At 70.6% G+C, this 26,083-nt stretch carries 22 protein-coding genes and 1 riboswitch; of the genes, 15 read left to right on the top strand and 7 right to left on the bottom strand.

Going from position 1 to position 26,083, the window contains the following annotated elements:
• The first annotated feature begins 494 nt into the window (after positions 1-494).
• The 9 genes from rpsB (at position 495) to AB8Z75_RS11120 (ending at position 10,741) form a co-directional block, all read left to right on the top strand.
• Positions 495-1,424, top strand: a complete 930-nt coding sequence (gene rpsB / locus AB8Z75_RS11080; RefSeq protein ID WP_369201294.1) for a 30S ribosomal protein S2 — start codon at positions 495-497, stop codon at positions 1,422-1,424.
• A gap of 157 nt (positions 1,425-1,581) precedes the next feature.
• The gene (tsf, locus tag AB8Z75_RS11085; RefSeq protein WP_369201296.1) at positions 1,582-2,418 is read left to right on the top strand and encodes a translation elongation factor Ts; all 837 of its coding nucleotides are present in this window, start codon (positions 1,582-1,584) and stop codon (positions 2,416-2,418) included.
• 197 nt (positions 2,419-2,615) lie between these two features.
• Positions 2,616-3,371, top strand: coding sequence for a UMP kinase (pyrH, locus tag AB8Z75_RS11090; RefSeq protein WP_369201297.1), 756 nt, complete (start codon positions 2,616-2,618; stop codon positions 3,369-3,371).
• A 328-nt stretch (positions 3,372-3,699) separates the two neighbouring features.
• On the top strand, positions 3,700-4,257 hold the full coding sequence (frr, locus tag AB8Z75_RS11095; RefSeq protein ID WP_369201298.1) for a ribosome recycling factor: 558 nt from the start codon (positions 3,700-3,702) through the stop codon (positions 4,255-4,257).
• Positions 4,258-4,296: 39 nt separating this feature from the next.
• Positions 4,297-5,514: a phosphatidate cytidylyltransferase gene (locus tag AB8Z75_RS11100; RefSeq protein ID WP_369201299.1), complete on the top strand. Its 1,218-nt coding sequence runs from the start codon at positions 4,297-4,299 to the stop codon at positions 5,512-5,514.
• Positions 5,515-5,551: 37 nt separating this feature from the next.
• Positions 5,552-6,658 (top strand): 23S rRNA (adenine(2503)-C(2))-methyltransferase RlmN, encoded by a 1,107-nt coding sequence (gene rlmN / locus AB8Z75_RS11105; protein ID WP_369201300.1) that lies wholly within the window; start codon positions 5,552-5,554, stop codon positions 6,656-6,658.
• Between the two features lie 136 nt (positions 6,659-6,794).
• Positions 6,795-6,907: riboswitch (TPP riboswitch) on the top strand.
• Positions 6,903-7,979 (top strand): thiamine ABC transporter substrate binding subunit, encoded by a 1,077-nt coding sequence (locus AB8Z75_RS11110; RefSeq protein WP_369201301.1) that lies wholly within the window; start codon positions 6,903-6,905, stop codon positions 7,977-7,979. Its footprint overlaps the riboswitch before it by 5 nt.
• A gap of 59 nt (positions 7,980-8,038) precedes the next feature.
• Entirely contained in the window at positions 8,039-9,673 is a 1,635-nt protein-coding gene (locus AB8Z75_RS11115) for an ABC transporter permease (protein ID WP_369201315.1), read from the top strand.
• On the top strand, positions 9,674-10,741 hold the full coding sequence (locus AB8Z75_RS11120) for an ABC transporter ATP-binding protein (RefSeq protein ID WP_369201303.1): 1,068 nt from the start codon (positions 9,674-9,676) through the stop codon (positions 10,739-10,741).
• 166 nt (positions 10,742-10,907) lie between these two features.
• Here AB8Z75_RS11120 and AB8Z75_RS11125 read toward each other — a convergent pair whose 3' ends face one another.
• From AB8Z75_RS11125 to AB8Z75_RS11140, 4 genes are all read right to left on the bottom strand, one after another.
• Positions 10,908-12,098, bottom strand: a complete 1,191-nt coding sequence (locus tag AB8Z75_RS11125) for a hypothetical protein (RefSeq protein ID WP_369201304.1) — start codon at positions 12,096-12,098, stop codon at positions 10,908-10,910.
• Complete coding sequence (locus AB8Z75_RS11130) at positions 12,080-12,856, bottom strand: ABC transporter ATP-binding protein (protein WP_369201305.1); 777 nt, start codon at positions 12,854-12,856, stop codon at positions 12,080-12,082. Before AB8Z75_RS11130 ends, AB8Z75_RS11125 begins: the two co-directional genes overlap by 19 nt.
• Positions 12,857-12,986: 130 nt before the next feature.
• Positions 12,987-14,393 (bottom strand): aspartate aminotransferase family protein, encoded by a 1,407-nt coding sequence (locus tag AB8Z75_RS11135; protein WP_369201306.1) that lies wholly within the window; start codon positions 14,391-14,393, stop codon positions 12,987-12,989.
• Positions 14,378-14,866 (bottom strand): Lrp/AsnC family transcriptional regulator, encoded by a 489-nt coding sequence (locus AB8Z75_RS11140; protein WP_369201307.1) that lies wholly within the window; start codon positions 14,864-14,866, stop codon positions 14,378-14,380. Before AB8Z75_RS11140 ends, AB8Z75_RS11135 begins: the two co-directional genes overlap by 16 nt.
• A 171-nt stretch (positions 14,867-15,037) precedes the next feature.
• Between AB8Z75_RS11140 and AB8Z75_RS11145 the strand changes: the two genes are divergently transcribed.
• On the top strand, positions 15,038-16,471 hold the full coding sequence (locus AB8Z75_RS11145) for a gamma-aminobutyraldehyde dehydrogenase (RefSeq protein WP_369201308.1): 1,434 nt from the start codon (positions 15,038-15,040) through the stop codon (positions 16,469-16,471).
• Positions 16,472-16,618: 147 nt separating this feature from the next.
• Here AB8Z75_RS11145 and AB8Z75_RS11150 read toward each other — a convergent pair whose 3' ends face one another.
• From AB8Z75_RS11150 to AB8Z75_RS11160, 3 genes are all read right to left on the bottom strand, one after another.
• Complete coding sequence (locus AB8Z75_RS11150; RefSeq protein ID WP_369201309.1) at positions 16,619-16,972, bottom strand: zinc-ribbon domain-containing protein; 354 nt, start codon at positions 16,970-16,972, stop codon at positions 16,619-16,621.
• Between the two features lie 73 nt (positions 16,973-17,045).
• Positions 17,046-17,753 (bottom strand): glycerophosphodiester phosphodiesterase, encoded by a 708-nt coding sequence (locus AB8Z75_RS11155; protein WP_369201316.1) that lies wholly within the window; start codon positions 17,751-17,753, stop codon positions 17,046-17,048.
• Positions 17,754-17,767: 14 nt separating this feature from the next.
• The gene (locus AB8Z75_RS11160) at positions 17,768-18,805 is read right to left on the bottom strand and encodes an adenosine deaminase (RefSeq protein ID WP_369201310.1); all 1,038 of its coding nucleotides are present in this window, start codon (positions 18,803-18,805) and stop codon (positions 17,768-17,770) included.
• 184 nt (positions 18,806-18,989) lie between these two features.
• On the opposite strand from AB8Z75_RS11160, the gene AB8Z75_RS11165 reads away from it, so the two are divergent.
• The 5 genes from AB8Z75_RS11165 (at position 18,990) to AB8Z75_RS11185 (ending at position 26,043) form a co-directional block, all read left to right on the top strand.
• A complete protein-coding gene (locus AB8Z75_RS11165) occupies positions 18,990-19,700 on the top strand; it encodes a DUF4190 domain-containing protein (protein WP_369201311.1) in 711 nt (236 codons plus the stop codon).
• Between the two features lie 714 nt (positions 19,701-20,414).
• Positions 20,415-21,938: a gamma-aminobutyraldehyde dehydrogenase gene (locus AB8Z75_RS11170; protein ID WP_369201312.1), complete on the top strand. Its 1,524-nt coding sequence runs from the start codon at positions 20,415-20,417 to the stop codon at positions 21,936-21,938.
• A gap of 207 nt (positions 21,939-22,145) precedes the next feature.
• The gene (locus tag AB8Z75_RS11175; RefSeq protein ID WP_369201313.1) at positions 22,146-23,387 is read left to right on the top strand and encodes a spermidine/putrescine ABC transporter substrate-binding protein; all 1,242 of its coding nucleotides are present in this window, start codon (positions 22,146-22,148) and stop codon (positions 23,385-23,387) included.
• A 335-nt stretch (positions 23,388-23,722) separates the two neighbouring features.
• Complete coding sequence (locus AB8Z75_RS11180) at positions 23,723-25,066, top strand: ATP-binding cassette domain-containing protein (RefSeq protein WP_369201314.1); 1,344 nt, start codon at positions 23,723-23,725, stop codon at positions 25,064-25,066.
• A gap of 5 nt (positions 25,067-25,071) precedes the next feature.
• A complete protein-coding gene (locus AB8Z75_RS11185; RefSeq protein WP_369201317.1) occupies positions 25,072-26,043 on the top strand; it encodes an ABC transporter permease in 972 nt (323 codons plus the stop codon).
• Positions 26,044-26,083 lie beyond the last annotated feature (40 nt).

A 26,083-nucleotide genomic window follows, 5' to 3' on the forward strand; every position in this document is an offset into this window, starting at 1 on the left:
GTACTGTCCGCCCCCGCCCGGCGCGGCCCGCCTCCGCGGTCCCGTACACTGCTGGTGCGGCCCGGGTGACCGGGCGGGGGGGGGGGGGGGGGGGGGGGGGGGGGGGGGGGGGGGGGGGGGGGGGGGGGGGGGGGGGGGGGGGGGGGGGGGGGGGGGGGGGGGGGGGGGGGGGGGGGGGGGGGGGGGGGGGGGGGGGGGGGGGGGGCCCTGGGGCCCCTGCCASWCCCGGGKCGKMSKMSGCCCCGGGTCCTGGCCACCTCCGGGTACTGTCCGCCCCCGCCCGGCGCGGCCCGCCTCCGCGGTCCCGTACACTGCTGGTGCGGCCCGGGTGACCGGGCTGACTTCGCACGCCCCGCCACCCTCACCCGGTGGCCGCGCATCTCGGTCCCAGGAGCAGTCGTCATTCGGCCTCTCAGGGCGGCGCGCAGGGGCGTCAGGCAAGCGGAGGCGTCCGCCTCCGCTGACGACAACCGAGTAACCCAAGGAGAACGGCCATGGCCGTCGTCACGATGCGGGAGCTGCTGGAGAGCGGCGTCCACTTCGGGCACCAGACCCGCCGCTGGAACCCGAAGATGAAGCGCTTCATCTTCACCGAGCGCAACGGCATCTACATCATCGACCTGCTCCAGTCGCTGTCGTACATCGACCGCGCCTACGAGTTCGTCAAGGAGACTGTCGCGCACGGCGGCTCCATCATGTTCGTCGGCACCAAGAAGCAGGCCCAGGAGGCCATCGCCGAGCAGGCCACCCGCGTGGGCATGCCCTACGTGAACCAGCGCTGGCTCGGCGGCATGCTGACCAACTTCTCGACCGTCTACAAGCGGCTGCAGCGCCTCAAGGAGCTGGAGCAGATCGACTTCGAGGACGTGGCCGCCTCCGGTCTCACCAAGAAGGAGCTCCTGGTCCTCTCCCGCGAGAAGGCGAAGCTGGAGAAGACCCTCGGCGGCATCCGCGAGATGCAGAAGGTGCCCAGCGCCGTCTGGATCGTGGACACCAAGAAGGAGCACATCGCCGTCGGTGAGGCGCGCAAGCTCAACATCCCGGTGGTCGCGATCCTCGACACCAACTGCGACCCGGACGAGGTCGACTACAAGATCCCGGGCAACGACGACGCGATCCGCTCCGTCACGCTGCTCACCCGCGTGATCGCCGACGCGGTCGCCGAGGGGCTCATCGCCCGTTCGTCCGGCGGTTCCGCCGAGGGCAAGGGCGAGAAGGCCGCCGGTGAGCCGCTGGCCGAGTGGGAGCGCGACCTCCTGGAGGGCGAGAAGGCCGCCGAGAAGCCGGCCGCCGAGGCCGAGGCCGCGAAGCCCGCCGAGGAGCAGCCGGCCGCCGAGGCGCAGCCCGCCGCCGAGACCGAGCCGGCCGCCGCCGAGCAGGCCGGCGAGGGCGAGCAGCCGACGGCCGCCGCCGAGCAGGGCTGACCGACCGGTCCACGTGGACCGCGTGGGCCGTCGGGGTTCATGGTGAGACGGCGGGGGCCGGGCGCCCCCGCCGTCCAGCCGTGACCTGGGCAGCGCTCGTGTGATCCACATTCATCCTCATCGACTTTTCGACTTTCCGGGAAGAGATTCACAGACCATGGCGAACTACACCGCCGCCGACGTCAAGAAGCTCCGGGAGCTGACCGGCGCCGGCATGATGGACTGCAAGAAGGCGCTGGACGAGGCCGAGGGCAACGTCGACAAGGCCGTCGAGGTCCTTCGCGTCAAGGGCCAGAAGGGCGTCGCCAAGCGCGAGAGCCGCACCGCCGAGAACGGCGCGGTCGTCGCCCTCCTCGCCGACGACAACACCGCCGGCGTGCTGGTCGAGCTGAAGTGCGAGACGGACTTCGTCGCCAAGGGTGACAAGTTCCTCGCCGTTGCCGAATCCATCGCCAAGCACGTCGAGGCCACCTCCCCGGCCGACATCGACGCGCTGCTCGCCTCCGAGATCGAGGCCGGCAAGACCGTCCAGGCCTACGTCGACGAGGCCAACGCGACGCTCGGCGAGAAGATCGTGCTGGACCGCTTCGCGCAGTTCTCCGGCGCGTTCGTCGGCTCCTACCTGCACCGCACGAGCCCGGACCTGCCCCCGCAGGTCGGCGTGCTGGTCGAGCTGGACTCGGCGAACGCCGACATCGCCAAGGACGTCGCGCAGCACATCGCCGCCTTCTCCCCGGCCTACCTGACCCGCGAGGACATCCCGGAGGAGACGGTCGCCAACGAGCGCCGGATCGCCGAGGAGACCGCCCGCGAGGAGGGCAAGCCCGAGCAGGCTCTGCCGAAGATCATCGAGGGCCGGGTCAACGGCTTCTTCAAGGAGAACACTCTCCTCGACCAGCCCTTCGCCAAGGACAACAAGAAGTCCGTGGCTAAGGTCCTGGAGGAGGCCGGTGTGTCGCTGAAGCGCTTCGCCCGGTTCCGCGTCGGCGCCTGAAGCGCCCGGTCCTGACGTATCCCGCAGGCCGGTTCCGCCAGCGCGTGCCCCGTACACACCGGGCACCGCGCACGGAACCGGCACGGGCCCGATAAGGTCGGGCACAGGGCAGTTGTGACGAGGAGGCCATTGCCGCAGAGGGAACCGCGAGGGTCCGACGGCAGTGGCCTCTTTCGTATGTGCACGAGGAGATCTCCATGACTAGCAATGACACCGGCAACGACGGTGACAGCCGCCGGCGCTTCCTGCTGAAGCTCTCCGGCGAGGCGTTCGCCGGGGGCGGTGGTCTCGGTGTCGACCCCGACGTCGTGCACAAGGTGGCACGGGAGATCGCCTCGGTCTGCCGGGACGGCGCCGAGATCGCCGTCGTCATCGGCGGCGGCAACTTCTTCCGCGGCGCCGAACTGCAGCAGCGCGGTATGGACCGGGCCCGCTCCGACTACATGGGCATGCTGGGCACGGTCATGAACTGCCTCGCGCTCCAGGACTTCCTGGAGAAGGAGGGCATCGACTCGCGCGTCCAGACCGCCATCACCATGGGGCAGGTCGCCGAGCCCTACATCCCGCTGCGCGCGATCCGGCACCTGGAGAAGGGCCGGGTCGTCATCTTCGGCGCCGGTATGGGCATGCCGTACTTCTCCACCGACACCACCGCGGCCCAGCGTGCGCTGGAGATCAACGCCGAGGTGATGCTGATGGGCAAGAACGGCGTGGACGGCGTCTACGACTCCGACCCGCGCAGCAACCCCGCGGCGGTGAAGTTCGACGCGCTCGAGTACGGCGAGGTCATCACCCGCGACCTCAAGGTCGCCGACGCGACCGCGATCACGCTCTGCCGGGACAACAAGCTGCCCATCCTCGTCTTCGAACTGCTCGCCGAAGGCAATATCGCCCGCGCGGTCAAGGGTGAGAAGATCGGCACCCTGGTGAGCAACCAGGGCACCCGGGCCTGACCGGCCCCACCGCCGGCCCGGTCCTGTCGGTGGTCCGGTCCTGTCGGCGGTCCGGGCCCCCGTGCGGTCCGTACGGGCCGGTGGTGCCCCGACGCGTCGGCCACACCGCGGCGCGGACCTGTGGCGTCGTGCCGCGGGGGTCGCAACGCCGTGGTATGGCAACACCGTGGTACCGGAACGGCCCGGTACGGGGATGGACAACAGCCTGCCGGTCGGACACCGTGCAGGCATCAGTGCACTGCGGGGGCCGGGGCGGCCCGCGGGGCGGCCGACAGCTCACAGCCCCGGATGAAGCAGTCAGGCTCATTCATCGAACCAGGAGCACGTGGTGATCGAAGAGACCCTCCTCGAAGCCGAGGAAAAGATGGAGAAGGCGGTCGTCGTCGCCAAGGAGGACTTCGCCGCTATCCGCACCGGCCGTGCGCACCCGGCGATGTTCAACAAGATCGTGGCGGAGTACTACGGCACGATGACGCCGATCAACCAGCTGGCGTCGTTCTCCGTTCCGGAGCCCCGGATGGCGGTGGTGACCCCGTTCGACAAGAGCTCGCTGCGCAACATCGAACAGGCCATCCGCGACTCGGACCTGGGCGTCAACCCCTCGAACGACGGCCACATCATCCGGGTGACGTTCCCTGAGCTGACCGAGGAGCGGCGCCGGGAGTACATCAAGGTCGCCAAGAACAAGGGCGAGGACGCCAAGATCTCCATTCGCAGCGTGCGGCGCAAGGCCAAGGAGACCATGGACAAGGCCGTCAAGGACGGCGAGGTCGGCGAGGACGAGGGCCGCAGGGGCGAGAAGGAACTCGACGACACCACGGCCAAGTACGTCGCACAGGTGGACGAGCTGCTCAAGCACAAGGAGGCCGAGCTGCTCGAAGTCTGAGGTCCCCGTCTCAAGGTCCGAGGTCGAAGGCTGCAATCTGTGAACGACTCATCCTGGGGAGCGCCGCAACCAGCGGGGTACCGGGGCCCTGGCGAACAGGGGTCCGCCGCCCCGTCGGCGATGCCCCGCCCGGGCGATGGTCACCTCTCCACGCGCGACGTGAGCGTCCCCGTGCACGACGTGGGGGGTGATGCGTCGCAGACTCGGCGTATGCCCATTGTGTCCGACCCGGGGGACCCCGGTGACGAGAGAGGCGGCCCCTCCAGCCGCCCGGAACGCCCCGGTGTCCCAGGCCCGGGACCAGGACCCGGCCCCGCCGACTCCACGGGCGGCGCGCAGCCCCACGATCAGGACCGGCCGCACGCGCAGCCGAACCGTCCGCACGAGCAGCCGGACGCCCCCGAGGGTGCGGCCACGGCGCCGGCCGCGGGGGAGGGCAAGAAGCGTGCCGGACGCGACCTGCGGGCCGCCATAGGGGTCGGCCTCGGTCTCGGCGTGGTCATCCTGGCCTCGCTCTTCTTCTACAAGCCCGTCTTCCTCGGTGTCATCGTCGTCGCCGTGGTCGTCGGTCTGTGGGAGCTGACCTCGCGGCTCAAGGAGCGCAAGGACATCAGCGCCCCTCTGGTACCTCTGGCGGTGGGCGGGGCCGCCATGACCATCGCCGGGTACCTGCGGGGCGCGGAGGGGGCCTGGGTGGCGATGGCCCTCACGGCTCTCGCGGTGCTCGTGTGGCGGATGGCCCAGCCGCCTGCCGACTACCTGCGAGACGTGACGGCGGGCCTCTTCGCCGCCTTCTACGTCCCGTTCCTCGCCACCTTCGTCGCCCTCATGCTGGCGGCCGACGACGGGCCGCGGCGGGTGCTGACGTTCCTGATCCTCACCGTCGTCAGCGACACCGGCGCCTACGCCGTGGGCTGGCGCTTCGGACGGCACAAGCTGGCGCCCCGCATCAGTCCGGGGAAGACCAGGGAGGGCCTGATCGGCGCGGTGTCGTTCGCCATGGCGGCGGGGGCACTGTGCACCCAGTTCCTGATCGACGACGGCAGCTGGTGGCAGGGGCTGCTGCTGGGACTGGCCGTCGCGGTCAGTGCCACCCTGGGCGATCTGGGCGAGTCGATGATCAAGCGTGATCTGGGCATCAAGGACATGGGCACTCTGCTGCCGGGGCACGGCGGCATCATGGACCGCCTCGACTCCCTGCTGCCGACGGCCCCCGTTGTCTGGCTGCTCCTGGTGATCTTCGTCGGGGCAGGCTGAGAGAGCACCGTCGCGGGTCTGCGACACTGGATGAGCTATGCCTGCACCCGGAGAACTCACGTTCGTCGCGCCGCGCGGAGCCAAGAAGCCGCCGCGGCACCTCGCCGACCTCAGCCCCGCCGAGCGGCGGGACGCCGTTGCCGCGGCGGGGGAGAAGCCGTTCCGCGCCAAGCAGCTCTCCCAGCACTACTTCGCGCGGCTGGAGCACCGCCCCGAGCAGTGGACGGACATCCCCGCCGCTGCCCGCGAGAAGCTGGCCGCCGAGCTGCTGCCCGAGCTGATGAGCGTGGTGCGGCACATCAGCTGTGACGACGATGCCACCCGTAAGACGCTGTGGAAGCTGCACGACGGAACGCTGGTGGAGTCCGTGCTGATGCGCTACCCGGACCGGGTCACCATGTGCATCAGCTCACAGGCCGGCTGCGGCATGAACTGCCCGTTCTGCGCGACCGGCCAGGCAGGGCTGGACCGCAACCTGTCCACCGCCGAGATCGTCCACCAGATCGTCGACGGTATGCGTGCGCTGCGGGACGGCGAGGTGCCGGGTGGTCCGGCGCGGTTGTCGAACATCGTCTTCATGGGCATGGGCGAACCGCTGGCGAACTACAAGCGGGTCATCGGGGCGATCCGCAGGCTGACCGACCCGGAGCCGGACGGGCTGGGAATCTCGCAGCGGGGCATCACCGTCTCCACCGTGGGTCTGGTTCCGGCCATGCTGCGCTTCGCCGACGAGGGCTTCAAATGCCGCCTGGCGGTCTCGCTGCACGCCCCCGACGACGAGCTGCGCGACACCCTCGTCCCCGTCAACACCCGCTGGAAGGTCAGGGAGGTGCTGGACGCGGCCTGGGAGTACGCGGCCAAGTCCGGGCGCCGGGTCTCCATCGAGTACGCCCTGATCAGGGACATCAACGACCAGGCGTGGCGTGCCGACCTGCTGGGGCGGCTGCTGAAGGGCAAGCGGGTGCACGTCAACCTCATCCCGCTCAACCCGACGCCCGGCTCGAAGTGGACCGCCTCCCGCCCCGAGGACGAGGCCGAGTTCGTGCGGACGCTCGCCTCGCACGGTGTGGCGGTGACCGTCCGGGACACCCGGGGCCAGGAGATCGATGGAGCGTGCGGCCAGCTCGCGGCGACGGAACGCTGACGACCGTGTAGTTGGGCCCGGCTGGTACTGTTCGATGGGGTGTGCCCGAACGGCACCCCACCGCGCAGTCGAAACCGGCTGCGACCGACCGCTGATGCCGGCTCGCCACCGACCGGCCGGTATCCGCACACAACCGAACAGCCGACAGGGGAGCGCTCACAGCGCTGAGAGTGCGGCCGTCCCGTACGTGCCGCAGACCCTCGAACCTCGCCCGGGTCATGCCGGGTAGGAAGTCGATGCCTTGATGAACACGCACGTGCGGCGCGCCGCCGCTGCCACCACAGCCGCCCTCACCCTCGCCCTTCTCGCCACCGCTTGCGGCGGCTCGGGCGGCGGCGGGGACTCCAAGACGGTCACTCTCGTCACGCATGACTCCTTCGCCGTCTCCAAGTCCGTTCTTCGGGACTTCACCAAGAAGACCGGCTACAAGGTCAAGGTGCTCCGTGGCGGCGACGCCGGAGCCGCCGTCAACCAGGCCGTCCTCAACAAGGGCAACCCGCAGGGAGACGTCTTCTTCGGCGTCGACAACACCCTCCTCTCCCGCCCCCTCGACCGGGGCGTCTTCACGCCGTACCGGGCCAAGGGGCTGGACAAGGTTCCCGAACGGCTCCAGGCCGACCGGAAGAAGCACCGGGTCACCCCCGTCGACACCGGCGAGGTGTGCGTCAACTACGACCGCGCGTGGTTCGCGGACAAGAAACTCGAACCCCCGCGCACCCTGGACGACCTGACCAAGCCCCGCTACAAGGACCTCCTGGTGACCGAGGACGCCGCCACCTCCTCGCCCGGGCTGGCCTTCGTCCTGGCGAGCATCGCCGAGTACGGCGAGAAGGGCTGGCAGGGCTACTGGAAGAAGCTGCGGGCCAACGGTGTGGAGGTCGTCGACGGCTGGGAGCAGGCCTACAACGACCGCTTCACCGGGTCACGCGGCGGCAAGGGCAAGGGCGACAAGCCTCTCGTCGTCTCCTACGCCTCCAGCCCGCCCGTCGAGGTGCTGGGTGACAAGAACCCGCCCGCGCAGGCGCCCACAGGCGTCGCGAAGGGGACGTGCTTCGGGCAGACCGAGTACGCCGGACTGCTCGCCGGGGCGAAGAACACCAAGGGCGGCAAGAAGCTGCTCGACTTCCTGCTCGGCAAGCGGTTCCAGGAGGACCTGCCGCTGCAGATGTTCGTCAGCCCGGTCCGCGAGGACGCGGAGTTGCCGCAGCTGTTCACCAAGTACGGCCAGACCATCGAGGATCCGGCCACTCTTCCCCCCGAAAAGATCACCAAGAACCGTGAGCGGTGGATCAAGACGTGGACCTCGCTCGCCGTGAAATAGCCCCCGGAAGCCGCACCCGCCGCCCCCGGGACCGGGGCACTTGGGTGCGGCTCGGGCTGATGGCCGTGCCGGTGGCGTTCTTCGCCGTCTTCTTCGGCTACCCCGTCGCCGCGATCGTCGGGCGCGGGCTGCGTGCCGGCAGCCACTGGCACCTGGAGCGGCTCGGGCAGGTGCTCGGTGACGCCGGGACTCTGAAGGTGCTGTGGTTCACCGTGTGGCAGGCAGCCGCCTCCACAGCTTTGACCCTCGCCCTGGCGCTGCCCGCCGCCTGGGTCTTCGCGCGGCTCGACTTCCCCGGCAAGCGGCTGTTGCGCGCGGTGGTGACCGTGCCGTTCGTCCTGCCGACCGTCGTCATCGGCTCCGCGATCCTCGCGCTCGCCGGGCGCGGAGGGGCCCTTGACGCGTGGTTCGGACTGCGCCTGGACACCAGCGTGTGGGCCATTCTGCTGGCACACGTGGTCCTCAACTACGCCGTCGTCGTCCGTACGGTCGGCGGTTTCTGGTCCCAGTTGGACCCGCGCCAGGAGGAGGCGGCACGGATGCTGGGCGCCGGACGGTTCACCGCGTGGCGGCGTGTCACCCTGCCCGCGTTGGCGCCGTCCGTCGGTGCCGCGGCCCTCATCGTCTTCCTGTTCACCTTCACCAGCTTCGGCGTCATCCAGGTGCTCGGCGGGCCGCGCTTCGCCACGCTGGAGGTGGAGATCTACCGCCAGACCGCCTCCCTGTTGGACCTGCCGACCGCCGCGGTGCTGACGCTGCTCCAGTTCGTCGCCGTGGCGGCCCTGCTGGCCGTGCACGCCTGGTCACTGAGAAAGCGGGAGACGGCGCTCCGCCTCCTGCCTGCGGAACACACCGCACGGCGCCCGGCGGGGGCCGGCCAGTGGACGGTGCTGTGCTGCGTACTGGCCGTGATCCTCGTGCTCACCGTCGTGCCGCTGCTCGTGCTGGTCCAGCGGGCGTTCGACGGGCCGGACGGATACGGGCTCACCTCCTTCCGCGACCTGGCCGGACAGACGGACAGCGCCACCTTCGTCGTCGCTCCCGTGGAAGCCATCGGCAACTCCCTCGCGTACGCCGCGGTGGCGACTGCCATCGCCCTGGTGGTCGGTGGGCTGGCCGCCGCGGCCCTGACCGTCACACGGAAGAACGGCGGTGCCTCCCGCGCCGGCCGGCTGGTGCGGGGATTCGACGCCCTGCTGATGCTGCCGCTGGGCACCTCTGCCGTCACCGTCGGATTCGGCTTCCTCATCGCCCTGGACGAGCCCCCGCTCGACCTGCGCTCGACATGGATTCTGGTACCCCTGGCGCAGGCGCTGGTGGGCGTGCCCTTCGTCATCCGCACCATGCTGCCCGTCCTGCGGGCCGTGGACGTCCGTCTGCGTGAGGCCGCCGCCGTACTGGGAGCTTCACCCCTGCGTGCCTGGAGGGAGGTCGACTTCCCGCTGGTACGCCGGGCCCTCCTGGTGGCCGCGGGCTTCGCTTTCGCCGTCTCCCTGGGCGAGTTCGGCGCCACCGTGTTCATCGCGCGTCCGGACATGCCGACACTGCCGGTGGCCGTGGCCCGGATGCTGGGCCGCGCGGGGGAGTCCAACTACGGCCAGGCGATGGCTCTGAGCACCATCCTGATGCTCGTCTGCACGGCCGTTCTCTTCGCGTTGGAGCGCGTGAGGACCGACAGCCAGGGAGAGTTCTGAATGCTGCGACTGGACGGCGTGACCGTACGGTTCGGGACGCACACGGCGCTGGACGCGGTCGACCTGGAGGTGTCCGAGCACGAGACGGTGTGCGTACTGGGCCCCAGTGGCAGCGGGAAGTCCACGCTCCTGCGCGTCGTCGCCGGACTCCAACGAGCCGACGAGGGCCGCGTGCTGCTCTCCGGGCGGGACCAGAGCGCCGTTCCTCCGCACAAGCGGGGTGTCGGCCTGATGTTCCAGGACCAACAGCTCTTTCCCCAGCGGGACGTGGCAGGAAACGTCGCCTTCGGGCCGCGCATGCACCGGATGGGCCGCGCCGAGACCGAGCGCAGGGTCGCCGAACTGCTGGAGCTCGTCGGGCTGCCCGGTGCGGGACGGCGCAGTGTGACAGCGCTGTCCGGCGGCGAGCAGCAGCGCGTGGCACTGGCCCGCGCGCTGGCGCCCGAGCCGCGGCTGCTGATGCTGGACGAGCCGCTGGGGCAGCTCGACCGCGGGCTGCGCGAGCGCCTCGTCGTCGAACTGCGGGCCCTCTTCCAGCGGCTGGGCACCACAGTGCTCGCCGTCACGCACGACCACGGCGAGGCCTTCGCGCTCGCCGACCGTGTGGTGGTCATGAGGGAGGGCCGCATCGCACAGACCGGCAGCCCGCTGGAGGTCTGGCAGCGTCCCGCCTCCCCGTTCGTGGCCCGCTTCCTCGGCTTCGACAACCTCACCCCCGCCACCGTGGACGGCGAGGCGGCCGACACCGCCTGGGGGAAACTCGCCGTCCCCGAGGGCACTCCGCAGGGCGCCACCGAACTGCTCGTGCGCCCGGGAGGGGTCTCGCTGCGGACTCCAAAGGAGGGGCTGCGCTGCACGGTGGAGGCGCGCACGTTCCGTGGCGGGGACGCGTCCACGGTCACCGTGCTGCTGCGCCCGCAGGACGGACCGCCCCTGGAGGCCGCCTGCACGTTGCGGGACGCTCCGGAGGAGGGCGCCGAAGTGGGCGCCGTCTTCGATCCACGAGAGGTGGTCGCCCTCACCGGACCGGACGAGGGGAGCACCGGAACACGCAAGGGCGACGCGTGAAGATGTCGCGGGGCCCCGGGACCGGCGCGCAGGGAACAACGAAGCTGCACGCCGGCCGCGGGCTGCTCCTGAGGGGGGCCTGCGGGGCGGCCCGGCCGCGGGGGTGTCGCAGCGGGCCCCGGCGGTCGGCGCGGGCTCCGGAGGGTCCGCGCCGGCAACCGGAGAATCAGTGCGGCGGCAGCGGAGTCAGTAGGCCCGCCCCCAGCACCAGCACGGTGAGCACCGTCGCGACGACCGCCACCCGCACCGCCGCAACCGCGCGCCTCGTCCCGCGAGAAGCACCGAGCCGCTCGAGAAGCACAGCCACCGGCGCCCTGGAGCGGCGCGCCCTGGCCGACGCCGCCAGCGTCACCCCGCCCACGCAGCAGGCGACCAGCGCCGCGGCCAGTGCCCCCAGGGGGCCGGGAGCGGGCAGTTCCGTCCCTGCCAGCCGCGCGCGGACGGCGACCAGCGCGGCGGCGCCCACCACGCCGAGCGTGGCCAACGGGCGCCCCAAGCGGGCGGACTCGCGATCGAGGGCTCTTCCCGCCAGCAGCCGTACCGCCCCTGGGCGTCCCGCGGCCAGCAGCCGCCCGGCCAGGCCGGTCAACGCCGGGCCGGCCAACACCAGGCCGAGCGCCGTGAGCAGCCACCCGGCGGCCAGCGGCGAGGAGGCCAGTTCCGCTGCCCGCGGTGTCCCCGCGCCTGCGGAGCCGGCCTCCGGTGCGTGCCGGACCGCGTAGGCGGCCAGCAGCAGCCCGGCGCCGGCCAGCGCGGGGCCTGCCGCGAGTGCGGCCGTGCCGGCGGAGCGTCGCCCGTTCGGGGTCTGTTCGCACGGTGCGGCAGCGGCAGCCGCCGTCCCTGTGCCGGCAGCCCAGGCGGCGGCGAGCGCGGCCAGCAGGGGAACGGCACTCAGCAACGTCAGCGCCGCCGGCAGCGGCAGGGTCTCCTGCGCGAGGGGCAGCTCGGCACCGGTACCGGGGAGGTTCACGGCGGGTGCCCCGCCGTCGGCGCCGTCCTGTCCCCGCACCGTGACCAGGAGTGCCAGTCCGCCGCCCACCGCACAGGGAACCGCGGCCGTGCGGGCGACCAGCAGGGGGAGCCGTACGGGACCCAGGCCTGCCGCGTCCAGTCCCGAGCGGAGGGGGGCGCCGGGCTCGGCCCGCGCGAGGGCGGCGGCGAGGTGGGCGGTGACCGCGAGGGGGATCAGGCACCACAGCAGCCCCGGCAGGGCTGCTGCGGGGCGTGTGGGGTCCTCCAGAGCGCGGGAGAGGGCTTGGAGGAGAAGGAGGCCGACGCCTGCCGACGCGCACACGAGCAGCAGCCTCAGCAACTGCGCCAGGGGTGGCGCCCACAGGGTCAGACGGAGAGTGAGCATGCTGCCGTGCCCTCCGGTGTCGCGGGGCCCTGCGGGTCCTCGGCGGGAGGGGTGCGGGAACGGCGCCCGTCCGCCAGGGTGAAGATCCGGTCCGCGAGGGCGGCGCCGGTCTCGTCGGCGGTGCGTGCCGTCCGGGTGAGCGTGAGGTCGTGGGTGGCGAGAACGACGGTGATGCCGTGCGAGCGGGCAGCCGCGCTGAGGGTGCGCAGGACCTGGGCGCGGTCCGTGCGGTGGAGCGGTGCGGTCGGCTCGTCGGCGAAGAGCACGGCGGGGGAGTGGACGAGGGCGCGCGCGACGGCGACGCGCTGCCGTTCGGCCTGTCGCAGCGCGGCGGGCCGTTTGCGGGCGCAGTCGCCCACGTCGAGCCGGTCCAGCCACGCGCAGGCCTGCTTGCGGGCGGCGCGGTATCCGGTGCCGTGCAGCAGGAGGGGGAGGGCCGCGTTCTCCCAGACGGTCAGCTCGGCGACGAGGTGGGGGCTGCTGTCGATCCAGCCGAAGCGGTGCAGCCGCAGCCGCTCGCGGGCCGCGCGGCCGAGCGTGTGCACGGGAGAGCTGTTGAACCAGACCTCGCCCTGTGCGGGCAGCATCCGTCCGGACAGACAGCGCAGCAGGGTGGTCTTTCCGCTGCCCCGGGGGCCGCTGACGGCGACGACTTCTCCCTCCCGGATGCCGAAGGAGACGCCCTGCAGGGCGGGTGAGCCGTCGTAGGCGTAGTGCAGTCCGCGGGCCCAGAGCACGTCGTCCGGCGGGGCGGCCATGCGGGCACCTCCACTCAACATCGCGATCCTTCGTTCCCTCTGGAGGGTGAAACGAGAGGCGGGGGCATCGGTCACTGGAACCGATGCCCCCGCCCCCGTTCGACTGGCGCGACGAGCGGCAGGAAGCGGTTTACAGCTTCGTCCACGCCTCCGTCAGTACGGACCGCAGGATCTGCTCGGCCTCGTCGAAGACCTTCTGGTCGGAGATCAGCGGCGGTGCCAGCTGGATGACCGGGTCACCGCGGTCGTCGGCGCGGCAGTAGAGGCCGTTTTCGAACAGTGCCTTGGACAGGAAGCCGTAGAGCACCCGCTCGGACTCCTCGTCCGTGAACGTCTCCTTGGTCGCCTTGTCCTTGACGAGTTCGATGCCGTAGAAGAACCCGTTGCCGCGCACGTCGCCGACGATCGGCAGGTCGTGCAGCTTCTGCAGCGTCTGGAAGAACTTCGCCTCGTTGTCGAGCACGTGCTGGTTGAGGCCCTCGCGCTCGAAGATGTCGATGTTGGCCAGGGCGACGGCCGAGGAGACCGGGTGGCCGCCGAAGGTGTAGCCGTGCAGGAAGGTGTTGTCGCCCTGGTAGAACGGCTCGGCGAGGCGGTCGGAGATGATCGCGGCGCCTATCGGGGAGTACCCGGAGGTCATGCCCTTGGCGCAGGTGATGATGTCGGGCACGTAGCCGAACTTGTCACACGCGAACATCGTGCCCAGTCGGCCGAAGGCGCAGATGACCTCGTCGGAGACGAGCAGCACGTCGTACTGGTCGCAGATCTCGCGGACCCGCTGGAAGTAGCCGGGCGGCGGCGGGAAGCAGCCGCCCGCGTTCTGCACCGGCTCCAGGAAGACCGCGGCGACGGTCTCCGGACCCTCGAAGAGGATCTGCTGCTCGATCTGGTCGGCGGCCCAGCGGCCGAAGGCCTCCGGGTCGTCGCCGTGCAGCGGGGCGCGGTAGATGTTGGTGTTCGGCACCTTGTGCGCGCCGGGGACCAGCGGCTCGAAGGGTGCCTTGAGCGCCGGCAGGCCGGTGATGGACAAGGCGCCCTGGGGCGTGCCGTGGTAGGCGACGGCCCGGGAGATGACCTTGTGCTTCATCGGGTTGCCGGTCAGCTTGTGGTACTGCTTGGCCAGCTTCCACGCCGTCTCGACGGCCTCGCCGCCGCCGGTGGTGAAGAAGACCTTGTTCAGGTCGCCCGGCGCGTAGTGGGCCAGCCGCTCGGCCAGCTCGACGGCCTTGGGGTGCGCGTAGGACCAGATGGGGAAGAAGGCCAGGTCCTGCGCCTGCTTGTTGGCCGTCTCGGCCAGCTCTGCGCGGCCGTGCCCCGCCTGGACGACGAACAGGCCCGCCAGGCCGTCGAGGTAGCGCTTGCCGTCGGTGTCGTAGATGTAGACGCCCTCACCGCGGGCGATGGTCGGCACCGGTGCGTCCCTGTACGACGACATGCGGGTGAAGTGCATCCACAGGTGGTCGTGCGCGGTGCGGGAGAGGTCCTTGTTCCCCTGGTTGGCCTGACTGTCCTTGCTCACTGTTATCGCGTTCCCCATGTGTAGGTCTGCTTGCGCAGCTTGAGGTAGACGAAGCTCTCGGTCGAGCGCACGCCCGGCATGGTCCGGATGCGTTTGTTGATCAGCTCGAGGAGATGGTCATCGTCGTGGCACACGATCTCGACCAGCAGGTCGTACGAGCCCGCCGCGATCACGACGTAGTCGACCTCGTCGATCTGAGCGAGCGCGTCGGCGACCGGCTCGACGTCCCCGTCGACCGTGACGCCGAGCATCGCCTGGCGCATGAAGCCGACGGTCAGCGGATCCGTCACGGCGACGATCTGCATGACGCCCTGCTCCTGGAGCTTCTGGACGCGCTGCCGCACGGCCGCCTCGGACAGGCCTACGGCCTTGCCGATGGCGGCGTACGGACGCCGTCCGTCCTCCTGGAGCTGTTCGATGATCGCCAGGGACACGGCATCCAGGGAGGAGGAGCCGCCTGTCTTCTTCGAGTCGCGAGCCACAGGTGCCACTGTGCATGAGACCTCCTCCGTCCCGCAACCCGTGAGCGATGTAATCCGCAGTGATCGGACCGAGTAAAAACTGAATCCGTTGTTCGATGCGGTCAGGTGTATCGAAAACGTTGGTCAGCCGGTTAGGCTGGCAGTCTCACCCAATGGACAACGGAGCAGGAGGGGTGCGAAGTGACCACCGAGCTGCGTCGACTGCGCAACTACATCGACGGGGAGTTCAGGGACGCCGCTGACGGCCGGACCACCGAGGTGGTCAACCCGGCGACGGGTGAGGCGTACGCGACGGCGCCGCTGTCCGGCGCCGCCGACGTCGACGCCGCGATGGCCGCCGCCGAGGCCGCCTTCCCGGCCTGGCGCGACGCGACGCCCGGCACCCGCCAGCAGGCGCTCCTCAAGATCGCCGACGCGCTGGAGAAGCGCGCCGACGAGCTGCTGGCCGCCGAGTGCGAGAACTGCGGCAAGCCGCTGGAGCTGACCCGGCAGGAGGAGCTGCCGATGATGCTCGACCAGATCCGCTTCTTCGCCGGTGCGGCAAGGATGCTGGACGGCAAGGCGGCCGGCGAGTACATGGAGGGCCTCACCTCCTTCGTGCGGCGCGAGCCCATCGGCGTGTGCGCGCAGGTGGCGCCGTGGAACTACCCGGCGATGATGGCCGTGTGGAAGTTCGCCCCGGCGCTGGCCGCGGGCAACACCGTGGTGCTGAAGCCCTCCGACACCACCCCGGCCTCCACGGTCTTCCTGGCCGAGGTGATGGGCGAGATCCTGCCCAAGGGGGTCTTCAACATCGTCTGCGGCGACCGCGACACAGGGCGCCTGCTCGTCGAGCACGACACCCCGGCCATGGCCTCGATCACCGGTTCGGTCCGGGCCGGCATGGAGGTGGCGGCCAGCGGCGCCAAGGACCTCAAGCGCGTCCACCTGGAACTGGGCGGCAAGGCCCCCTGCATCGTCTTCGACGACGCCGACATCCCGGCCGCTGTGGAGGGCATCAGGGACGGCGGCTTCTTCAACGCCGGACAGGACTGCACCGCGGCCACCCGCGTGCTCGTCCAGGAGGGCGTGTACGAGGAGTTCGTGCAGGCCCTCGCCAAGGCGGCGGCCGAGGTCAAGACGGGCGACCTCAGCGACGAGGACTGCTTCTACGGCGCGCTGAACAACCCCACCCACCTGGAGAAGGTCGCGGGCTTCATCGACCGCCTGCCGGCCCACGCCAAGGTGGAGGCGGGCGGCGAACGCGTCGGCGACAAGGGCTTCTTCTACGCGCCCACCGTGGTCTCCGGGCTCAAGCAGGACGACGAGATCATCCAGAACGAGGTCTTCGGCCCCGTGATCACCGTCCAGAAGTTCACCGACGAGGCGCAGGCCGTCCAGTGGGCGAACGACGTCGACTACGCGCTGGCGTCGTCCGTGTGGACGACCAACCACGGCACCGCCATGCGGCTCTCCAAGGCGCTCGACTTCGGCTGCGTGTGGATCAACACCCACATCCCGCTCGTCGCCGAGATGCCGCACGGCGGCTTCAAGAAGTCCGGCTACGGCAAGGACCTGTCCATGTACGGGCTGGAGGACTACACCCGGGTCAAGCACGTGATGACCGCGCTGTGAGCCACGCGGCAGGCTGAGCCCCGCTCTCACACCGGCTCTGACGGGGACACACGAGGGGCCCGTACCCACCGCGGTGGGTACGGGCCCCTCGTGTGTGCCCCAGCCTCGGCGGCGCCCCGTGCGCGCCGCCTGAAGCGCGTTACCGCCTCAGGACTGGTACGGGTTCTGCGGCTGCTGGGAGGCGAAGGGGTTGCCGTCCTGCACCCCGCCCGGCTGCTGCGGAACGTTGCCGCCCTGCTGCGGGCCGAACTGACCGCCGGGCGCGCCGCCGTGCGCGAGCATCTGCTCCGCCGACTCCTTGGAGATCTCCGTCCCGGCGCCGCAGAACGTGCACTGGATCGAGTGCTTCGCAGGCGCGATCGGGAAGAGCGGGATGAAGAACAGGGAGAACTTCGTGACCCGCTTGCGCAGCGGGTGCGCAGCCGGATTGCCGCAGAAACCGCAGAGCAGGTTCAGCATGGCCAGCTGCACCAGCTTGCTGGTGGTGCCGAAGATGATCACGGTGGCTCCGTTTCCCGAGTGCGTAGGCGTCGGAGGGAAGCCAACCACTCCCCCCGCTCCCACGGTAAGCCGCTCATGTAACAGCCCTGCTCCAACCGTGCGCCCCTGCCGCGTTCTCCCGGTCGCGGACGAGCCGCTCGATGTGGTTGGTGGTGATCGAGTCCACGCCCATCGCCGCGAGCCGGCGCATGGTGCGCATCCGGTCGGCCGTCCAGGCGGAGACGAGACGGCCGTCGGCGTGCGCGCGGGCCACCAGCTGAGGAGTGAGCAGCCCGAAACCGTAGTTGAGCCAGCGGGGGCGCAGCTCCTCCAGCAGCGTCGGGCGCACAGGGGCTGCCCGATCCCAGCTCAGCGCCACCTCCGCGCCCGGTTCCGCGGCGCGTACCCGCCGCATCGCCACCGGGCCGCCGCAGTAGTACACGCGCTCCGCTGCGTCCGCCTCCCGCACAGCCGCCACCGTGGCCGGTACGGCCCCCGGGTCAGGAAGATCGATCAGCGTGCGCACCGCCCGCGTGGCGGCCAGTGCCTCGACCAGCGTGGGCACGCCCGCCGCCAGGGAAGCCAGCCGCTGCCTGGGCAGCTCGGCCACCGCGACGTCCCGGCCCCACAGCCGCGCCAGCGTGCGGTCGTGCAACACCACCGGGACCTGGTCGCGGGTGAGCCGTACGTCCAGCTCGACGGCGTCGGCGCCCGCCGTCACGGCGGCACGGAAGGAGGGCAGGGTGTTCTCCCGGGCCACGAAGGGCGCGCCCCGGTGGGCGACAGCGGTCACTTCGCGCAGCGGACCTGGGACTGTCACTGCGGACGCTGCCAGGTGGCCAGATAGGTGTCGATCTCCTCGCAGAGCCGTGCCTTGCCGGGGGCGTCGAGAAAGGACACCTGCACCGCGTTCCGGGCGAGCGCCGCCAGCCCGGGCGCGTCCAGCCCCAGCAGCCGCGCCGCGATGCCGTACTCGGTGTTGAGATCCGTGCCGAACATCGGGGGATCGTCGCTGTTGATCGTGACCAGGACGCCCGCCTTGACCATCTCGGCGAGCGGATGGTTCTCCAGCGACTCCACGGCACGGGTCGCGATGTTGGAGGTGGGGCACACCTCCAACGGGATCCGGGTCTCCGCCAGATGTTCCAGCAGCCGGGGGTCTTGTACCGCGCTCGTGCCGTGACCGATGCGCTCGGCGCGCAACGAGGTGAGGGCGTCCCAGATCGTCTCGGGCCCCGTCGTCTCGCCCGCGTGCGGCACGCTGTGCAGCCCGATGGCCAGCGCGCGGTCGAAGTACGGTTTGAACTGCGGCCTGGGCACACCGATCTCCGGTCCACCGAGGCCGAAGGAGATCAGTCCGTCGGGCGTCATCTCGGTAGCGATACGGGTGGTCTCCTCCGCCGACTCCAGCCCTGCCTCACCGGGGATGTCGAACGTCCAGCGCAGCACCACGCCGAGCTCCCGTTCCGCCGACCGGCGGGCGTCCTCGATCGCCTCCAGGAAGGCTCCGTCCGGAATGCCGCGGCTGACCGAGCTGTAAGGCGTGACGGTCAGCTCCGCGTAGCGGACCGACTGGCGCGCCATGTCGCGGGCGATCTCGTAGGTGAGCAGCCGCACGTCCTCCGCGTCCCGGATGAGATTCACCACGGAGAGGTAGACCTTGATGAAGTGGGCGAAGTCGGTGAACGTGAAGTACTCCGAGAGCGCTTCCGGATCGGCCGGTACGCCCGCTTCGGGGTGGCGCGCCGCGAGTGCGGCGACGATACGGGGCGAGGCGGAACCGACGTGGTGGACGTGCAGCTCCGCCTTGGGCAGCCCCGCGATGAAGGCGGTCAGGTCGGAAGAATCGGACAACAGGTGCCTCCAGCTCCTTGAGGGACCGGATCATCGTAGGCGCCGCCACGCGCCCGCGGGCCCAGAGCCCGGGTGACGTGGGGTGTGACGGCTGTGCGTGCCCGAGGGGAGTCGGCAGGGAGCCTTGTCCGGGCCGCCGCATAGCATGGACGGGGAGTAAGGGGAGGGCACGAGAGGGGACACGATGAGCCACGGGGCGGGACAACCGCCGTCTTCCGGAGCGCCGGGGCAGCCCGGCGGAAGCGGCGACAAGAACCAGGAGGGCGACCAACCGCCCCCGATACCGCTGGCGCCGGACGGACCTGGCCGCTCGTACGGCACGGCGGCGGGCGCCGCGTACGGAGGGCAGAGCGGGCACGCCGGAGGGGGAGCGCAGAGCGTGTACGGCGGCGCCCTCCCCGAGTATCCCGCCTCCGCGGGATACCCCACGGCCGGCGCGTACGGCAGCGGAGCGGGGTACGGCGCGCAGGGCGGCTACGGCAGCCACGGTACGGCCGCGTACGTCCCCTACGGGTACGGGTGGCAGGGGCCGCCTCTGTCGGCCGGCAAGTCGATCGCCGCCATGGTGGTCGGCATCGTCAGCGCGGTGCTGATCATCACCTGTTGGGGCAGCTTCCTCAGCGTGATCTCCTCCACCGTCGCGCTCCTCCTGGGGATCAGCGCCCGGCGGGCGGTGCGCAGGGGAGAGCTGGGCGGCCGGGCACAGGCGACGGCCGGCTTCGTGCTGGGCATCGTCAGCCTCACTCTTTCGGTGATCGTCAGCCTGCTGCTGGTGCTCTCCCTGACGGTCTGGGCCGACGAGACCGGCGGCGATTCGGGCCCGGGCGGCAGCGGGACCTCCTACGACGCCAGGGACGCGGGTGCCGCACCTGCGGCGCTGTGGCTCCCCAAGTGACCGGGACAGCGCGGCGGGGCTGCTGAGCGCTCCGCCGCCACGAACCGACCGTCTTCCTGCGGTGAGCCGACCGCCTCTCTCGCGTGAGCCGACCGCCTCTCTGCCATGAGCCGACCGCCTCTCTCGCGTGAGCCGACCGCCTCTCTGCCATGAGCCGACCGCCTCTCTCGCGTGAGCCGACCGTCTCTCTGCCATGAGCTGACCGCACGCTGTCGGAAGGAGCCGGACGAGTAGCTCCTTCCAGGCGGGCGGAGCAACCGTTTCCGTGTCCGGACGGAAGCTGCTTCCCCGCCCGGACAGATGCTTGTTCGTGCCTCACGGACAGGTGTCTGCACGCCCCGCCGGGCGAGTGTCCGCGGCGGGCGATCCCGCACTGCCCTCGCGTCGCCGCAGGGCTCGCCCGGTACGGCTCGCCGCACGCTCGTGGGGCGTCTCGGCGTTCCGCGCGCGGCGGTCTCGCGAGGCCTTGCGGCAGGCGGGCGCCCCGGGATTGCCGTTGGCCGGGCGGCACAGGCAACAGAGTTCAGATTCCGTGGCGTAATCAAAAGATGACTACGGAATCCCTTGTTGGATGGACGAACCCCTGTCAGGATCGGCTGCCAACAGTGGTCCGGGCCACGGTCGAGCGTCAGTGGGGCGCGGGTCGGCGGACGACGCCAGCCGTGCCGTGGGACCACCGCAAGACGTCGCACGCCGTAGTGGTCAGGAGTCCCGATGGTTCAGCGCTTCGATGTGTCCGAACGGTTCGCCGCGGGTGCCCAGTACGTAGCCGGACGGCTCGGTCCCGGCACCTCGGGTCGCTCACACGCGCTCGTCGACCCGGCCACGGGAGAGGACATCCACACCTTCGCGCTCGCAGGACCGGCCGACGTCGACGCCGCGGTCCGCGCCGCCCGGGAGGCCTTCCCCGGCTGGGCCGGCGCCACCCCGGCCGAGCGCTCGGACGCCATGCACCGCTGGGCCGCCCGGCTGGCCGAGCTGACCGACGAGTTCGTGTACGCCGAGTCGCTCCAGTGCGGCAAGCCCCTCAAGCTGTCCGCCGAGTTCGACGTGCCCGGCTCCTTCGACAACGTGGCCTTCTTCGCGGGCGCGGCACGCCATCTCACGGGTGCCGCAGCGGCCGAGTACAGCGGTGAGCACACCTCGGCCGTCCGCCGCGAACCGCTCGGCGTCATCGGCTCCATCGCTCCGTGGAACTATCCGCTCCAGATGGCCGCCTGGAAGGTGTTGCCCGCCGTGGCCGCGGGCAACACCATCGTGCTCAAGCCCTCCGAGCTGACCCCTCTCACCTCCCTGATGTTCGCGCAGGCCGCGGCGGAGGCCGGCATCCCTGACGGGGTCGTCAACATCGTGACGGGCGCGGGTCGGGACGCGGGCGAGGCACTGGTCGCCCACCCCGACGTCGCCATGACCTCCTTCACCGGCTCCACCGCCGTCGGCCGCCGAGTCGCCGAGATCGCCACCACGGCCTCGCGGCCCGCCAAGCGCCTCCACCTTGAACTGGGCGGCAAGGCACCCTTCCTGGTGTTCGACGACGCGGACCTGCAAGCCGCCGCTCACGGCGCTGTCGCGGGCGCGCTGATCAACACGGGCCAGGACTGCACGGCCGCGACCCGCGCCTATGTGCAACGTCCGCTCTACGACGCGTTCGTCAGCGCCGTCGCCGACCTGATGAGCGGCGTCCGGGTCGGTGACCCGTTCGCCCAGGACACGGATCTCGGCCCGCTGATCTCGCACGCGCAGCGCGACCGGGTCGCCGGCTTCGTGGACAGGGCCCGCGCCTACGCCACCGTCGTCACCGGCGGCGAGGCCCCCGGCGGAGAACTCGCCAAGGGCGCCTACTACCGGCCGACACTCATCACCTCGGCCCCGCAGGACAGCGAGGTCGTGCAGGAGGAGATCTTCGGGCCGGTCCTCGTCGTCCTCCCGTTCGACACCGACGACGAGGGCATCGCGCTGGCCAACGACACCCCCTACGGGCTGGCCGCCTCCGCCTGGAGCCGCTCCGTCTTCCGCACCGGGCGCGCCGCCCGCGAGATCCAGGCCGGATGCGTGTGGCTCAACGACCACATCCCGATCATCAGCGAGATGCCGCACGGCGGATACAAGGCCTCAGGGCACGGCAAGGACATGTCCGCTTACTCCTTCGAGGAGTACACCCAGATCAAGCACGTCATGTCGGAGACGACGGGCGTCGTACGCAAGGACTGGCACCGTACGGTCTTCGGCGACCGCTGAGCGGCGGCGCGCCACGTCCAGCGGTGGCGCACCACTGCTGAGTGGCGGCGCACCACTGCTGAGCGCCGGTGCGCCACCGCCGAGCGGCGAGGCCGCCCTTATTGCTCCAGCCCTGCTTCACCGCCCTCCGTCCCCGTTTCCGTCCCCGTTCCTTCACCCCGCCCCACCCCACCCCTTCCCCTCCCTTCTTCAGGAAGGCGGTCCCTCATGGACCTGTACGAAGGCCTGCCGGAGCCCGTTGCCAAGGCGTGGGAGCGCGGTCTGACCAGCGGTCGTGCCGCGATGTCCCGGCGCAGACTGCTGCGCGCCGCCTCCCTCGCCGCCGCCGGAACGACCCTGGCCGCCTGCGGCATCCCGCCCGCGGCAGGCAGCAAGGGTGGTGAAGGAGCCGAGGACGCCCCCGACTACTCCAAGAAGGAGAAGGTCCTCAACTTCGCCAACTGGCCGCTCTACATCGACGTCGACGAGAAGAACAAGAAGAAGCACCCGACGCTCGACCACTTCGAGAGCCAGTCCGGGATCAGGGTCAAGTACGTCGAGGACATCAACGACAACAACGAGTTCTACGGGAAGATCAAGCCTCAGCTCGCGGCGGGACAGAGCACCGGGCGCGACCTGATCTGCCTTTCCGACTGGATGGCGGGCCGCCTCATCAGGCAGGGCTACGTGCAGCGGCTCGACCCGGCGAACATGACGCACGCGGTCACCAACCTGGAGGACCGGTTCCGCGCGGCGGCGCACGACCCCGGACGGCAGTACAGCTACCCCTGGGCGGGGACCGCCTGCATCGTGGCCTACAACAAGAAAGCCACCAACGGGAAGAAGATCACCAGCGTCACGCAACTGCTGGAGGACGACGCTCTCAAGGGCCGGATATCCATGCTGACGGAGATGACCGACACCGTCGGTCTGACCATGCTCGACATGGGGGCCGACTCCGAGCACTTCACCGAGGACCAGTTCGACGCGGCGATCGCCCGCATCCAGAAGGCGGTGGACCGCAAACAGCTGCGGCGCTTCAGTGGCAACGACTACCTGGACGAGCTGAACTCCGGCGACATCGCCGCCTGCCTGGCCTGGGCCGGCGACATCGTGCAACTCCAGATGGACAACGACGACATCGCCTTCGCGGTGCCCGACCGCGGCTATCTGTTCGGTACGGACGACCTGCTCGTCCCCGCCAAGGCACGCCACCAGAGCAACGCCGAAGCGCTGATCGACTACTACTACCAGCCCGACGTGGCCGCGCAGCTGGCCGCGTGGGTCAACTACATCTGCCCGGTCTCCGGGGCCAAGGCAGAGATGGAGAAGATCGACAAGGAGTTGGCGGAGGACCCACTCGTCTTCCCCGACCAGCACATGATCGCCAAGGGCAAGAACTTCCGCCCGATGAGCGCCAAGGAAGAGGCACGGTACGAGGAGAAGTTCTCCAAGCTCATCGGGGCGTGAGACCGCAGGGACCCGCGACGGGCGAGGCCCCTCTCCGCCTCGGGAGGCGCCTCCCTTCCACGAAGTATCTCTGTCCCTCCCCAAAAAAAGAGCGCCTCCGCCCCCACGAAGCGCCTCCGTCGGAGAGCCCGTTCCATGAGGAGGCGCCGCCAGAGACTCCGTTCCACGGAGTGCCGCCGCCAGAGACTCCGTTCCACGAGGAGACTCCGCACCGCACGCGTCTTCGCATCCACCTCCGTCCGTCGGGCAGCCGCCCCGGGCCGGGTCCGGGTTTCCCCGTTCGCCGAGGGACGCCCACGGCTCGCCGGGACCAGCCCCTCCTTCGAGGACCGGCCATGACCATCACTCTTTCCGGTATCAGCAAGACCTTCGGCGACTTCACCGCCGTCCACCCGCTCGACCTCACCATTCCCGAAGGTTCCTTCTTCGCCCTTCTCGGCGCCTCCGGCTGCGGCAAGACCACCACCCTCCGCATGCTCGCGGGGCTGGAGGAGCCGACCGGCGGCAGAATCCTGCTGGGTGATGACGACATCACGCGCCTGCCCCCGCACAAGCGTCCCGTCAACACCGTCTTCCAGAACTACGCGCTCTTCCCCCACCTCGACATAGCCGAGAACGTCGCCTTCGGACTGCGGCGTCGCGGCGTGAAATCCGTACGGAACCAGGTGGCCGAGATGCTCGACCTGGTGCAACTGGGTGACATGGCCCGGCGCACACCACGGCAGCTCTCCGGCGGCCAGCAACAGCGCGTGGCGCTCGCCCGCGCGCTGATCAACCGGCCGCGCGTCCTGCTCCTCGACGAGCCACTGGGGGCGCTCGACCTCAAGCTGCGCCGCCAGATGCAGCTGGAACTCAAGCGGATCCAGACGGAGGTCGGCATCACCTTCGTGCACGTCACGCACGACCAGGAAGAGGCCATGACCATGGCCGACAGCGTCGCCGTGATGTACCGAGGCCGCGTCGAGCAACTCGGCCCGCCCGCCGACCTGTACGAGAACCCCCGATCCACCTTCGTCGCCAACTTCCTGGGCACCTCGAATCTGATCGAGGCCGAGGTCCTCTCCCGCGAGAAGACCGTCGGGCCGGCCGCCGCCTCCACCGGGCCGCCGGCGGGGGCCGAGACACCCGAGAGGGAGGAACCACCCGTGGAAGCCGGGACGCCGGCGGAGGCCGAGAGCCCAGCGGGGGCCGAGGGTCCGGCGGGGGCCGAGGGTCCGGCGGAGGCCGAGACGTCCGAGAAGGCCGGGGCATCGAGGGAGGGGGTCGGGGCGCCCGTGGCGGAGGTGCCCGCCGAGACCCAGGTCAAGGTGGCCGGTGCCGACGTCACGCTGCGGCTGCCCACGAGCCGCTGCGCCGTCGAGGGTGTCGAGACGGGCACGAAGGTGCTCGTCGGCGTACGACCCGAGAAGATCGCCCTCGTCCACCCGGACGAGGCGGACACCGTCCCCGCGACCGACAACAGGCTCACCGGCCGCATCAAGGACGCCGGCTACCTCGGCGTGTCCTGGCAGTACCTGGTGGAGACCCCGGCGTGCTGCGAGCTCACCGTCTACGAACAGAACGTGGAGCGCGATACCAGGCTCACCGCCGGAGCCGACGTCGTGCTGCACTGGCGGCCCGCCCACACCTTCGCCCTGGACGCGGCCCAGGACGCGGCAGCGGGCGAGGAGGTCCTGTGACAGCCCTGGCGCCCCTTGCGGGGACCTCCGACACGCCAACGGGACCGAAGGACGGCACGGGTGCCGACGACGGCGTCGGCGCAGGCCCCGGCTCGGGCGGCGGGGGCGGGCGGCCCGGGCGCAAGCTGACCCCGTACTGGCTGCTGCTGCCCGCTGGACTGTGGCTCGCCGTCTTCTTCGTCGCGCCGCTCTTCTACCAGGCCTCCACCTCGGTCCAGAGCGGCTCACTGGAGGAGGGCTTCCGGGTCACCTGGCAGTTCTCCAACTACACCGACGCGCTGGCCTCCTACGGCGAACACTTCCTCCGCTCGTTCGGCTACGCGGCCACCGCTACGGTCCTCTGCCTGGCGATCGGATACCCGCTCGCCTACATGATCGCCTTCAGGGCCGGTCGGTGGCGCAACCTGGTGCTGGTCATGGTGATCGCGCCGTTCTTCACCAGCTTCCTCATCCGCACCCTGGCGTGGAAGACGATCCTGTCCGACGGCGGCCCCGTGGTCGGCGCCCTCAGCTCCCTCCACGTGCTCGACGTGACGAGCTGGCTGGGGCTGACAGGTGACGAGCGCCTGCTCGCCACGCCCCTCGCGGTGGTCTGCGGGCTCACCTACAACTTCCTGCCCTTCATGATCCTGCCGCTCTACAGCTCGCTGGAGCGGATCGACACCTCGCTGCACGAGGCCGCCCGCGACCTGTACGCCACGCCGGCCACCACCTTCCGGAAGGTGACCTTCCCGCTCTCGCTGCCCGGCGTCGTGGCGGGCACCCTGCTCACCTTCATCCCGGCCTCCGGCGACTACATCAACGCCCAGCTCCTGGGCTCTCCGAACGAACAGATGGTCGGCAACGCCATCCAGAAGCAGTTCCTCAACGTCCTGGACTATCCGACGGCGGCAGCGATGTCCTTCCTCCTGATGGCCCTCATCCTGATCATGGTCAGCGTCTACATGCGCAAGGCGGGAACGGAGGAACTGGTCTGATGCCGACCCCCACCGCCCCGCCCACCAGCACGTTCACCAG

This window comes from Streptomyces sp. PU-14G, from assembly GCF_041028275.1.
In the GTDB taxonomy this organism is placed as follows: domain Bacteria; phylum Actinomycetota; class Actinomycetes; order Streptomycetales; family Streptomycetaceae; genus Streptomyces.